This is a genomic window from Enterobacter sp. EC_50 (assembly GCF_019584525.1).
GTDB lineage: Bacteria > Pseudomonadota > Gammaproteobacteria > Enterobacterales > Enterobacteriaceae > Enterobacter > Enterobacter roggenkampii.
On record NZ_VDAF01000025.1, the window covers coordinates 1 to 13173 of the forward strand.

The 13173-nt window shown below is 60.2% G+C and carries 10 protein-coding genes; 5 read left to right on the forward strand and 5 right to left on the reverse strand.

The genetic code is table 11. The features are described 5' to 3' along the window. Positions 1 to 264: 264 nt before the first annotated feature. Complete coding sequence (xynR, locus tag FHC48_RS18700) at positions 265 to 1023, forward strand: DNA-binding transcriptional repressor XynR (protein ID WP_023617555.1); 759 nt, start codon at positions 265 to 267, stop codon at positions 1021 to 1023. 4 nt (positions 1024 to 1027) lie between these two features. Here xynR and FHC48_RS18705 read toward each other — a convergent pair whose 3' ends face one another. The 5 genes from FHC48_RS18705 to FHC48_RS18725 form a co-directional block, all read right to left on the reverse strand. Next, entirely contained in the window at positions 1028 to 2638 is a 1611-nt protein-coding gene (locus tag FHC48_RS18705) for a glycoside hydrolase family 43 protein (RefSeq protein ID WP_220418948.1), read from the reverse strand. Positions 2639 to 2649: 11 nt separating this feature from the next. Beyond that, complete coding sequence (locus FHC48_RS18710) at positions 2650 to 4032, reverse strand: MFS transporter (RefSeq protein ID WP_023326596.1); 1383 nt, start codon at positions 4030 to 4032, stop codon at positions 2650 to 2652. Positions 4033 to 4258: 226 nt separating this feature from the next. Then, a complete protein-coding gene (yagF, locus tag FHC48_RS18715) occupies positions 4259 to 6226 on the reverse strand; it encodes a xylonate dehydratase YagF (protein WP_045415480.1) in 1968 nt (655 codons plus the stop codon). 14 nt (positions 6227 to 6240) lie between these two features. After that, positions 6241 to 7149: a 2-keto-3-deoxygluconate aldolase gene (gene yagE, locus FHC48_RS18720; protein ID WP_059362821.1), complete on the reverse strand. Its 909-nt coding sequence runs from the start codon at positions 7147 to 7149 to the stop codon at positions 6241 to 6243. 223 nt (positions 7150 to 7372) lie between these two features. Beyond that, a complete protein-coding gene (locus FHC48_RS18725) occupies positions 7373 to 7825 on the reverse strand; it encodes a YhcH/YjgK/YiaL family protein (protein ID WP_059360922.1) in 453 nt (150 codons plus the stop codon). Positions 7826 to 8500: 675 nt separating this feature from the next. Between FHC48_RS18725 and arcA the strand changes: the two genes are divergently transcribed. From arcA to FHC48_RS18745, 4 genes are read left to right on the forward strand one after another with little or no spacing between them, the layout of a single operon-like run. Then, complete coding sequence (gene arcA, locus FHC48_RS18730) at positions 8501 to 9721, forward strand: arginine deiminase (protein WP_008501384.1); 1221 nt, start codon at positions 8501 to 8503, stop codon at positions 9719 to 9721. A 10-nt stretch (positions 9722 to 9731) separates the two neighbouring features. Beyond that, positions 9732 to 10643 (forward strand): carbamate kinase, encoded by a 912-nt coding sequence (arcC, locus tag FHC48_RS18735; RefSeq protein ID WP_023293410.1) that lies wholly within the window; start codon positions 9732 to 9734, stop codon positions 10641 to 10643. 26 nt (positions 10644 to 10669) lie between these two features. Next, entirely contained in the window at positions 10670 to 11674 is a 1005-nt protein-coding gene (gene argF / locus FHC48_RS18740; protein ID WP_008501386.1) for an ornithine carbamoyltransferase, read from the forward strand. Between the two features lie 47 nt (positions 11675 to 11721). Then, a complete protein-coding gene (locus FHC48_RS18745) occupies positions 11722 to 13125 on the forward strand; it encodes a YfcC family protein (protein WP_059362823.1) in 1404 nt (467 codons plus the stop codon). The last annotated feature ends 48 nt before the right edge of the window (positions 13126 to 13173 follow it).

A 13173-nucleotide genomic window follows, 5' to 3' on the forward strand; every position in this document is an offset into this window, starting at 1 on the left:
GTACCTGCATGGCAGGCACGGATAAAATCAAGGCGTTGCATAGGTCGGGTCTCAGTCCAGGGCATAGCGAGTCTCCTCTTCTATGCCAGTTATAACTGTTACCCATGTATCCGGTTCATACCCTGCGCTTACCCGGCCTACACAACCCGTAGGCCCGTGCAAGCGTAGCGCCGCCGGGCGGATCAGGCCAGCTCCATTTCATTGATTTTTCACCCCGAAAAAGGTACGTTTTCGCCTTAATTCCAGCGTGGACATACCAGCATTATGCCGATTATTCAGTCTGTTGAACGTGCGTTGCAGATCCTCGACCTGTTCAACGAGCAGGCCACCGAGCTTAAGATCACCGACATCAGCAAACTGATGGGGCTGAGCAAGAGTACCCTCCACTCGCTGCTGAAAACCCTGCAGCTTCATGGCTATATCGATCAGAACCCGGAGAACGGCAAATATCGCCTCGGCATGAAGCTGGTCGAGCGCGGCCATTTTGTCGTGGGCTCCATCGATATTCGTCAGAAGGCGAAAGGCTGGCTGACGGAGCTGTCCCAGCGGACCGGGCAGACCACCCATCTGGGGATCCTTGACGGGCGTGAAGGGGTTTATATCGAGAAGATTGAAGGCAAGCTGGCCGCCATCGCCTATTCGCGCATCGGCCGCCGCCTGCCGGTCCACGCCACCGCCATCGGCAAGGTGTTGATTGCCTGGCTGGGCGAGACCGAGCTGAACGCCCTGCTGGAGGGTTATCAGTACACCACCTATACCCCTTCCACCCTCGCCTCTCGCGAAGCATTAATGGCCGCTCTGGCGCAGACCCGCGAGCAGGGTTACGCCCTGGATAGCGAAGAGAACGAGCAGGGCGTGCGCTGCGTGGCGGTGCCGGTGTGGAACCATGAATCCCGCGTCATCGCCGCCCTGAGCCTGTCGACCCTGACCTCGCGCGTGGACGACGCCGAGCTGGCTAATTTCCGCGAACAGCTTCAGCAGGCCGGGCTCGCGCTGTCACGCGCGCTGGGCTACCCGGCCTGAGCCGTTAAACCGGCTCGTAGGTGAAGTAGTCGAAGTCCGCGTGACAGCCGTCACCGCTGATGTCCTCGCAGTGCAGCCCCACAAACGCGCCGGTAAAGAAGCCGCGCCCGCCGATGTAGTCGTCCGACAGCTTCCACGCCTCATACGTTACCGGCACGGTGTGCCACGTCTCGCCGTCGAACGAGTAGCTGTAGCGGTAAAACAGCGTATCCACGTCCACCCGCAGCCAGACGCTCTCCGCACTCTCCGGCACCAGAATCGGCTGCTCGTGCAGCGGCCATGACGGCACGTTGTGGTCGAGCTGAATAACCTTGATGGTTCTCCCCTGCCCCTCCTCGAAGTCCACAAAGCAGTAGCTCCAGTTTTTGCTGTTGTAGTAGCAGGTCAGCCCCGCGCTCTGCTGGAAGTGGACCGGCGAGAACTGCATCCGCGTCTCGGCCCGGAAGGTGAAGTGCTGCCAGCGGCGCGCCACGGTCGACTGGGTGAATGTCGAGTTGAGCGAGTCGTTGCCGTAGAGCCGTAAATAGCCCGGGCGCGCGGTGAGTGAGCCGAGGGTGTCGTCGAACGGAATACGCAGGGTCTGCAGTTCCGGGTCGAGCGTGCTGCCATCGAAGTCCTCCCGCCAGCTGCTCTGAACGGCTTCAGGCTGCTCCGCCACCTGCGGGCCTTTCACGGTCAGCTGCGCGTGCTTGCCGCCTTCCACGTACGGCCAGCCGTCGCGCCATTCAATGCGGGCGATACCGGTCTCGCGGCCCAGCGGACAGTAGCCGCGCCCGCCGGAGGCCAGCAGCGGCACGCCGGGCAGACGCAGCGGGCGGCTGGTGAGGTAGGCCATGTACCACTCCCCCGTGTGGGTCTGCAGCAGCGAGCCGTGGCCGCTCTTCTGCAGCGGATTCTCCGGCAGGTGCCAGCTGGTCATCATCGTCACGTCCGGGTGCAGCTCGTACGGCCCGTCGATATTTTTGGAACGCAGCACCACGACGGCGTGCTCGTAGCTGGTGCCCCCTTCGGCCACCATCAGGTAGTACCATCCCGCGTGCCGATAAAGGTGCGCCCCCTCGGTGTAGCAGAGCGGCGTGCCGGTAAACAAGGTTTTGCGCTCGGGCGAGAGGGTGCCGGTCTGCGGGTCAAACGCCTGCATCACGATGGTGTTGTGCGGGTTGCTGTGGTGGCGCGGCCCCCACGGACGGTAGAGGTAGTACTTGCGGCCATCGTCGTCGTGGAACAGGGACGGATCGAACCCGCCGTTGCCCATCGGGATCGGCTCGCTCCACGGTCCCTCAATGGACGGCGCGGTGACGAGGAAGTTGCGGCCGTTTTTCCACGGCGAGTCGACAATCTTCACGTCGGTGTAGAGCAGCCAGAATTTGCCGTCGGCGTAGCTCAGGCACGGCGCCCAGATGCCGCCGGAGTCCGGGTTGCCCTTCATGTCCAGCATCGACACGCGGTCCAGCGGGGTGCTGACCAGCGACCAGTTTTTCAGGTCGCGGGAGTGGTAGATGCGCACGCCCGGGAACCACTCGAAGGTCGAAGTGGCGATGTAGTAGTCCTCGCCCTGGCGGCACAGGGACGGGTCCGGGTTGAAGCCGGTCAGAATGGGGTTAGTGATTTGCATAGTGCCTCCGGTTAATGGGATGCGGCTGTCGCGGCGTCGGGAACGGCCTCGCCCTGCGCCGCGCGGTGCTTGATCAGCTGCTGGCTGATGGCCTCCACGCGGGCGTCGGTGAGCTTGTAGAACGACAGCATGATGAACATGCCCGCGTAGAGCACCACCGGCACCACGCAGAACAAAATTTTGATGGTGGTCAGCACTTCCACCGGCTGCACGCTGCTGCTGGCGGAGTAGTTCACGTACGCCAGGATCCAGCCCACCACCGCCCCGCCAATCGCCAGGCCAATCTTCAGGCTGAACAGGTAGGTGGAGAACACCAGCCCGTCCAGGCGTCGCCCGCTGCGGCTTTCTTCGTAATCCACCACGTCAGAGGCCATCAGCCACTGCAGCGGCGTGGTGGTGTTAAAGACGAACAGGAACAGGATGTTGAGGGCGAAAATCAGCGCGATGTGCTCCGCCGGGGTGACGAAAATCAGCAGGCTGATCAGCGAGTAGGCGACGATGATCCACTTGAAGGCGGTGACGCGATCGAAGCGGCCCAGCAGTCGGGAGGAGCAGAGCGAGCCAAACATGGTGGCGAGGCTGCCGTAGAGTAAAAACTGGGTCGCCATCTCCGGGTGATCCATCACGTATTTGACGAAGTAGAGCGTCGCCCCGCCGCGCACCACGTTGGAACAGGTCGCCATCATCTTGAACGCGCACATGATCCGCCACTGGCCGTTGCCGAGCAGCAGCTTGAGATCTTTCGCCACCGACGAGCCCGGCTGCACCTCAAAGGTGTAGCGCTCTTTGGTGGTAAAGAAGCAGACGTAGAGCAGCACCACGCCGGTCAGCCCCAGCACGCACATGGCGCCGAAATAGCCCACCTGCTCATCCCCCTTGCCGATGATGCTCACCAGCGGCAGGGCAATGCCGCTGATGGCGAGCGATCCCGCCGCCGCCAGGAAGAAACGCCACGACTGCAGGGCGTGACGCTCTTTCGGGTCGGCGGTAATGACGCCCGGCATGGCACAGTACGGCACGTTAACGAAGGTATAAACCAAGGTCAGGAGAATGTAGGTCACGCAGGCGTAGATGATTTTGCCCTGCGCGGAGAAGTCCGGCGTGTAGAAGGTCAGCACGCAGACGATGCCAAACGGGATGGCGCCCCACAGCAGGAACGGGCGGAACTGGCCGTGACGCGTGCGGGTGCGGTCGACCAGCAGCCCCATCAGCGGGTCGGTGACGGCGTCGAGCACGCGGGAGACCAAAAACAGCGTCCCCATAATCCCCGCCGACAGGCCGAAGACGTCGGTGTAGAAATAGGCCAGCAGGAACATCGTGGCCTGCCAGACGAAGCCGCAGGCGGTGTCACCCAGCCCGTAGCCAATTTTGTCTTTCATGGTTAATTGCGTCATCAGAATTACACCCTTATGTAGTGTGCTGAATTACAACATCGTGTTAATGGAGTGTAATGAGCTGTTCAATTAACCAGCAATGGTCATATCTTATTTCTGAATTACGTTATTTTGCTTTTGTGACGCCAACGATATATCACAACTTATTGTTTAAATTGATAAAATAAAGACAAGAAAAAGCCGCCCACGGAATATATTCCGTAGACGACAACCGCGTGAAAAATAATTAAATGCCGAGCGCTTTTTTACCGGCGTTAATTACCTCGATAATTTTATCGGTGTCATAAATACAGCCTTTCCAGGTGCCGCCGCTGACCGACTGTAATGCTGCCCACAGGCGGGTGTCGTCCGGCAAAAAGTCGTGGGCGTGCAGGTCCGGGTGCGTCTGCCGCATTGCCAGCTCGCGTGCGCCCTGCTCCGGCGTCAGCGGGTTATCCACGGTGCCGATAAAGTTGACGCTGCCCGTTAATGTCAGTCGGTCGACGGCTATCTCGATGATGTCGTTATCGCGCAGCTTACCAATCGGCCCGCCCGCCAGCGCCTCCGGCGACACGTGGCCGAAGCAGGCGCCCGTCGACACGCCCGAGAAGCGCGCATCGGTGATTAACGACACCGTCTTGCCCCACGAGATATGCTTCAGCGCGGAGGTAAGCTGGTAGGTCTCTTCCATGCCGGTGCCGGACGGCCCGCCGCCGATCACCACCATGATATCGCCCTGCTTAATCTCTTCCCGCTTGATGGCCTTGATAGCCTGCGCTTCCGAGACAAACACCCGCGCCCGGCCGGTGTGGCGGTAAACGCCATCTTCACCGACGACCGACGGGTCGATCGCCGTGGCCTTGATCACCGAGCCTTCCGGCGCGATGTTGCCCGTTGGGAAGCAAACCGTTGAGGTCAGCCCTTTCGCTTTTGCCTTCTCAGGCGGCAGGATCACGTCATCCGGATCCACGCCATCCTGCTCGCGCAGGCACTGGCGGAAGCGCTCACGGCGCTCGGACGCCTGCCACCAGTCGAGGTTTTCGCCCACCGTCTGGCCGGTGACGGTCATGGCGTCCAGATGCAGAAGGCCAAGATCGCGCAGGTGAAGCATCACCTCCGGCACGCCACCCGCGAGGAAGGCGCGCACGGTCGGGTGATAGTCCGGGCCGTTGGGCAGCACGCTGACCAGGCGCGGCACCCTGCGGTTGACGCGCGTCCAGTGCTCTACGTCCGGGATCGTGCAGCCCGCCGCGTGGGCGATGGCCGGGATGTGCAGCAGTAAATTCGTCGAGCCGCCGAACGCCGCGTGGATCACCATGGCGTTTTCGATGGCTTTGTCGGTGAGGATATCGCGCGTGGTGATGCCAAGGTTATCCAGCTCGCTCACCGCCCGCGCCGACTGGCGGGCGATCTCCAGCCACACCGCCTGCCCGGACGGGGCCAGCGCGGAGTGCGGCAGCGCCAGCCCCAGCGCTTCCGCGACCACCTGCGAGGTGCCCGCCGTGCCGAGGAACTGACACCCGCCGCCCGGCGAGGCGCAGGCGCGACAGCCCAGCTCGGCGGCCTCCTGCAGGGAGAGTTCGTGGTTGGCAAAGCGCGCGCCGATGGTCTGCACCTTGCCCGCATCTTCCCCCACGGTCGGCGGCAGCGTCGCCCCGCCCGGCACCAGAATGGTCGGCAGGTCGTGCATCGCGGCCAGGGCAATCATGGTGGCGGGCAGCCCTTTATCGCAGGTTGCCACGCCTATTACCGCCCGGCGCGTCGGCAGGGAACGGATCAGGCGGCGAAACACGATCGCCGCGTCGTTGCGGTACGGCAGGGAGTCGAACATGCCGTGCGTGCCCTGAGAACGGCCGTCGCAGGGATCGCTGACGAAGGCCGCAAACGGGATCCCGCCGTTGCGGGTGATCTCTTTCGCCGCCGCCTGCATCTGCATGCCGATTTCCCAATGCCCGGTGTGGTAGCCCAGCGCGACCGGGCGTCCGTCCCCGGCGCGGATGCCGCCCTGGGTGCCGATGATCAGCACCTCTTTGCCGGTCAGCTTGTTGGCATCCCAGCCCATCCCGGCGTTCTGCGTCATGCCGAACAGGTTGCCGCTGGGGGATTCCATCAGCATCTGCGGGGTCAGCGGCAGCGCGCCCTGCGGCCCCGCCGCGTGGGTGATGACGGCATAAAACGCCTCGTCCTGCGGGGTGAAAATCTTCTCGATGGTCATGGTTATCGTCCGGCTCAGCAGAGCTTGAGCTGTTGCAGCAGGGTTTTCAGCTGCGCCTTACGCGGCTCGTCCAGCGCAGAGGCGGGCGGCAGCACGTGCGTGGAAATCGGGCGGCCGCAGAGCACAATCGCCTCTTTAATGACGTTCACAAACGGCGTATCCAGCTGATACATCTGCGGAATTTGCAGTAAGGTCTGATGATACTCAGCCGCTTTCGCCACGTCTTTATCACGCCAGGCTTTCAGAAGATTCACCGACACCTGCGGGGCAAAGTTGCCGCTCGCCGAAATCGCCCCGTCGCCGCCGAGCAGCAGGGTATTAAACAGATGATCGTCGTAGCCGCACAGCACGGTGAAGTGCGGATGGGCACCTTTGACGGTGTGGATCATGCTGCGCAGGTGGGCAACGGAGTCGATGGTATCTTTGATGCCGACGATGTTGCTGCGCGAGTCGGCGAGGGTTTTCACCAGCGCCGGGGTCAGATCCTGCCCGGTCAGCGCCGGGAAGTTGTAGAGCATCACCGGCAGCGTGACGCTGTCCGCCACCTGCTCGAAATAGCGGATCAGGTTCGCTTCCGACACTTTCCAGTAGTAAGGGTTGATCACCACGATGCCGTCCGCCCCTGCCTGCTGCGCGTGCTGGCTCAGCGCAATGGTTTCCCGGGCGTTGGTGCCGCCGGTGCCGATCAGGACCGGTACGCGACGATCGACATGATCGATAGCAAATTGGGCAATGGTTTTACGCTCTTCGGCGCCGAGCTGGGAGAACTCGCCGCCGCTGCCCAGGAAGAACAGACCGTCAACGCCTGCTTTGATGAGATCGTCGATCAGCGCGGCGGTGCCCTGCTTATCGAGCTGGCCATCGGCGGTAAAAATGGTGGAGACAGGGGGAATGATTCCCGTGAACAACGCGGACTGCGGCATGAGATCTCCTTGCTGAATCATTTTGTTCTATATTATAGAACAGCGTTCGATAAATTAACGATCATACTATGACGCAGGAAAAGCGCAGGTAAATGAGAGATGGAGAGGGAGTGCGGGAAATTTAAGCTGGATCACATATTGGAAGGTGCGGCCTGATGCCCTCACCCTAACCCTCTCCCACAGGGAGAGGGGACTTTTACACCCTCTCCCCTTGGGAGAGGAGTTACTCTACAAGCATCTTCACCACCACTTTCCTGACCTTAGCAGGTGCCCCCACCGCGCACAGCGGCTTGTGCACCTCACCCGGCCAGAACACCACAAAATCCCCTTCGCTCAACACCACGGTTTTCTCCTGCTCGCCTTCCGGCAGGAAGGCGATATCTTTATCCGCCAGCCAGTCGGTGTCCGGCGTGCCGGGCGGCAGGGTGCTGAAGGTCATCCCTTCCTGACCCTTCATCACGATCTGAATATCCAGATAGCGCGCGTGGTACTCGGCGCGGCGCTCGGCGAACGGCTGGGTCGTGTCTTCGGAGACCAGATAAAACAGGCTGTTGCCGTTGACGTCGTGCTTGCCGAGCGGCGTGGCGTCGGTGACGTGAGTTTTAACGTGCTCAATGGCCTGTCGCAGTTCGTCAGGCAGCCAGGAGTGCAGATGGTGGATGTTGCCGATAATCATCAGAAAACCCTCGATATAAAACAACGTTTCATTTTTATCTTTTATACGAGAATCCTAGCTGCCATACCAGCGCTTTTTAGACGGGTTTTGCGCGAACGCATGTTTATCGGGAATGGTGTTAATTTGCTGTTAAGCCCTCGCAGGCATTTATGCAGTCATTATGCATATCTTCAGTTCTTCGTTATCACGGCCTTGCGCTAACTTACTGATCGTCATGCCTTAACAACAAAACTCGCTACAGCTTCACATTTTATCACTTTGATAATTTGCTATTAAATTCAATAAATATTTATTGATTTTCCTTAAGCCAAAAATAGTTAATTAGCAATATTGCATAGTCATTCCACACAACCAATAAAAACATTTAAAATCAACAGCTTAACAAAATATTTCAAAGCATTAAATTCTACAAAACACTAACAACTGCAAATAATGACAACGGATAGTGCTTAGCTATTCACCTCGCCAGAATAGCCAATTAATCATTATCTGATGCGAATCATGCTAATGAAAATAAACCGCTTAATATCCATTTTCGCGTGAGCAATATCACAATACGGATTATTTAACTGCCTAGTATGAACCACGAAATCAATTGAGCTTAGCCGCCATGCAATTAAATACATCACATGGCGCATGCCCTTTTTATTCTGAAAAACAGTTAAAGGAATAATTATGGAAAAGCATTACGTCGGTTCTGAAATTGGTCAATTGCGTAGCGTTATGCTGCACCGCCCAAATTTAAGTCTGAAACGCTTAACGCCATCAAACTGTCAGGAGCTGCTTTTCGATGACGTGCTCTCGGTTGAGCGGGCGGGTGAGGAGCATGACATCTTCGCCAACACGCTGCGTGAGCAGGGGGTGGAAGTCCTGCTGCTGACCGACCTGCTGACACAAACCCTTGATATCGCTGAGGCGAAAGCCTGGCTGCTGGAGACGCAAATCTCTGACTACCGCCTCGGCCCAACCTTTGCTGGCGACGTGCGCGGCTGGCTGGCGGATATGCCGCACCGGGAACTGGCGCGCAGATTAAGCGGCGGATTAACCTACGGTGAAATTCCGGCAGCCATTAAAAATATGGTGGTGGATACCCACACGGCGAATGATTTTATTATGAAGCCACTGCCGAACCATTTATTTACCCGCGATACCTCCTGCTGGATCTATAACGGCGTCTCTATTAACCCAATGGCCAAACCGGCGCGTCAGCGTGAAACTAATAACCTGCGGGCAATATATCGCTGGCACCCGGCGTTCGCCGACGGCGATTTTATTAAGTATTTCGGCGACGAGAATATTAATTACGACCACGCCACTTTAGAAGGCGGCGACGTATTAGTCATTGGCCGCGGCGCGGTATTGATCGGCATGTCCGAGCGCACCACCCCGCAGGGCGTGGAGTTCCTCGCCAACAGCCTGTTCAAACACCGCCAGGCCGAGCGCGTGATTGCCGTTGAGCTGCCCAAACACCGCTCCTGCATGCACCTCGACACCGTCATGACCCACATCGACGTGGATACCTTCTCCGTCTACCCGGAAGTGGTGCGCAAAGACGCCCAGTGCTGGACGCTCACCCCGGACGGACGCGGCGGCCTGCTGCGCACCCAGGAAACCGACCTGCTGCACGCCATCGAGAAGGCGCTCGGCATTAACCAGGTACGTCTGATCACCACCGGCGGCGACGCCTTTGAGGCCGAACGCGAGCAGTGGAACGACGCCAATAACGTCCTGACCATCCGCCCCGGCGTGGTGATTGGCTACGAGCGCAACGTCTGGACCAACGAGAAATACGACAAAGCGGGTATCACCGTGCTGCCCATCCCGGGCGACGAACTCGGACGCGGCCGCGGCGGCGCGCGCTGCATGAGCTGCCCGCTGGAACGCGACGGAATTTAAAGGAGCCATCATGGAACGAAAACCCACTCTGGTTGTGGCCCTGGGCGGCAATGCGCTGCTCAAGCGCGGCGAGCCGCTGGAAGCGGAGATCCAGCGCCAGAACATCGAGCAGGCCGCCCGCACCATCGCCGGGCTGACGGCGCAGTGGCGCGTGGTGCTGGTACACGGCAACGGGCCGCAGGTCGGGCTGCTGGCGCTGCAGAACAGCGCCTACGACAAAGTCACGCCCTACCCGCTGGACGTTCTTGGCGCCGAAAGCCAAGGAATGATCGGCTACATGCTCCAGCAGGCGCTGAAAAACAGCCTGCCGCAGCGGGAGGTGAGCGTTCTGCTCACCCAGGTAGAAGTGGACGCCGCCGACCCGGCCTTCAGTAACCCGACCAAATACATCGGCCCGGTCTACAGCGAAGCCCAGGCAAAAACGCTGGCCGCAGAGAAAGGCTGGGTGTTTAAGGCCGACGGCAGCTACGTCCGCCGCGTGGTGCCCTCTCCGCAGCCGAAGCGCATCGTTGAGAGCGACGCCATCACGGCGCTGATCCAGCGCGACCACCTGGTGATCTGCAACGGCGGCGGCGGGGTGCCGGTGGTGGAACAGGCCAACGGCTATCGCGGGATCGAGGCGGTAATCGATAAAGACCTCTCCGCCGCCCTGCTGGCGCGCCAGATCGAGGCCGATGCCCTGCTGATCCTCACCGATGCCGACGCGGTGTACCTCGACTGGGGCAAACCAACCCAGCGTCCGCTGGCGCAGGTGACGCCGGAGCTGCTCAGGGGCATGCAGTTCGACGCCGGATCGATGGGGCCGAAGGTGGCCGCCTGCCGCGAGTTCGTTGAAGCCTGCAACGGCATTGCCGGGATCGGCGCGCTGGCCGACGGCGCGGAGATCCTCGCGGGCGAGAAAGGCACGTTGATTCGTAACTGAACACTCATTTTAAAAAGGATTTACCCATGACCATCAACCTGAAAAACCGCAACTTCCTCAAACTGCTGGACTATACCCCGGCGGAGATCCAGTACCTGATCGACCTCGCCATCGAGCTCAAGGCCGCCAAAAAAGCCGGGCGCGAGAAGCAAACCCTGGTCGGGAAAAACATCGCCCTGATCTTTGAAAAAACCTCCACCCGCACCCGCTGCGCCTTCGAAGTGGGCGCGTTCGACCAGGGCGCGCAGGTCACCTATCTCGGCCCAAGCGGATCGCAGATTGGCCATAAAGAGTCAATGAAAGACACCGCCCGCGTGCTGGGCCGCATGTATGACGGCATCGAATATCGCGGCTACGGGCAGGCCATCGTCGAAGAGCTGGGCGAGTACGCGGGCGTGCCGGTGTGGAACGGCCTGACCGACGAGTTCCACCCAACGCAAATTCTCGCCGACCTGATGACCATGCTGGAGCACTCCCCGGGCAAAACCCTGCCTGAGCTGAGCTTTGCCTATCTCGGCGACGCGCGCAACAACATGGGCAACTCCCTGATGGTCGGTGCGGCCAAGATGGGGATGGATATCCGCCTCGTTGCGCCGAAATCCTTCTGGCCGGAGGCAGGCCTGGTTGAGCAGTGCCGCGCCATTGCGAAAGAGACGGGCGCGCGCATCACCCTCACCGACGACGTGGAAGAAGGCGTGCAGGGGACCGATTTCCTCTACACCGACGTGTGGGTCTCCATGGGCGAGCCGAAGGAAGCCTGGGCCGAGCGCGTCAGCCTGATGAAGCCGTATCAGATTAACGCCCAGGTCATGAAGGCCACCGGCAACCCGAACGTCAAGTTCATGCACTGCCTGCCCGCGTTCCACAACGAGCACACGAAGGTGGGCCGCGAAATCGAGATGGCGTACGGGCTGAAGGGGCTGGAGGTGACGGAAGAGGTCTTTGAATCACCGAACTCCATCGTCTTCGACGAAGCAGAGAACCGCATGCACACCATTAAAGCGGTCATGGTGGCGACACTCGGCGACTAATCACCGCCCGGCGCGCCGCGGGGTGCGCCGGGTTTAAGGAGAACATCATGGGCAAGTTCAAGTTTCCCTCCGCTTACACCATTCTCTTTTTTCTGATTGCCGTCGTGGCCGTGCTGACGTGGATTGTCCCGGCCGGGCAGTACCATATGGCAATGAACGAGGCGCTCGGCAAAGACGTCCCCGTTGCAGGCACCTACGCGCACGTCGCGGCGCATCCGCAGGGGCTGGTTTCGGTGCTGATGGCGCCGATTGCCGGGCTGTACGATCCGGAATCCGGCCAGGCCGGGGCGATCGACGTGGCGCTGTTTATTCTGATCATCGGGGGATTCCTCGGGATCGTCACCAAAACCGGGGCGATTGACGCCGGGATCGAGCGTGTGACCACCCGACTGCGCGGACGCGAGGAGTGGATGATCCCGATCCTGATGGCGCTGTTTGCCGCAGGCGGCACGATTTACGGTATGGCCGAAGAGTCACTGCCCTTCTATACCTTACTGGTGCCGGTGATGCTGGCCGCGCGGTTCGATCCGGTTGTCGCCGCCTCTACCGTGCTGCTCGGGGCGGGGATCGGCACCCTCGGCTCCACCATTAACCCGTTTGCCACGGTGATCGCCGCCAACGCCGCCGGGATCCCCTTCACCAACGGCATCGCCCTGCGCGTGGCGCTGCTGGTCATCGGCTGGATCATCTGCGTGGCGTGGGTGATGCTCTACGCCCGCAAGGTACGCAAGGATCCCTCGCAGTCCATCGTTGCAGACAAGCAGGAGGAGAACCTCGCCCATTTCCTCGGCAACAAGGGCGAACAGTCCCTGGAATTCACCCCGGTGCGCAAAATCATCCTGGTGATTTTCGCTCTGGCCTTCGCGGTGATGATTTACGGCGTGGCGGTGCTGGGCTGGTGGATGGCGGAGATTTCAGCGGTGTTTCTCGCCAGCGCGATCATCGTCGGCCTGATTGCCCGCATGAGCGAAGAGGAGCTGACGTCGACGTTTATCAACGGCGCGCGAGATTTGCTGGGCGTCGCGCTGATTATCGGCATCGCGCGCGGTATCGTAGTCATCATGGATAAGGGCATGATTACCCACACCATTTTGCACAGCGCGGAAGGGCTGGTCAGCGGGTTGTTCACGGTAGCGTTTATCAACGTGATGTACTGGCTGGAAGTCGTGCTGTCGTTTCTTGTGCCTTCTTCATCCGGCCTGGCCGTTCTGACGATGCCGATCATGGCGCCGCTTGCTGATTTCGCTAACGTCAACCGCGACCTGGTGGTTACGGCTTACCAGTCGGCCTCCGGCATCGTTAACCTCGTCACGCCGACCTCTGCGGTGGTTATGGGCGGGCTGGCTATCGCCCGGGTACCTTACGTGCGCTACCTGAAATGGGTGGCGCCGCTGCTGGCGATCCTGACGGTGGTGATTATGGTGGCGTTAAGTCTGGGGGCGTTGTTGTAATTTGCCGGATGGCGCTGCGCTTATCCGGCCTACGGATCGGTGCGGTGT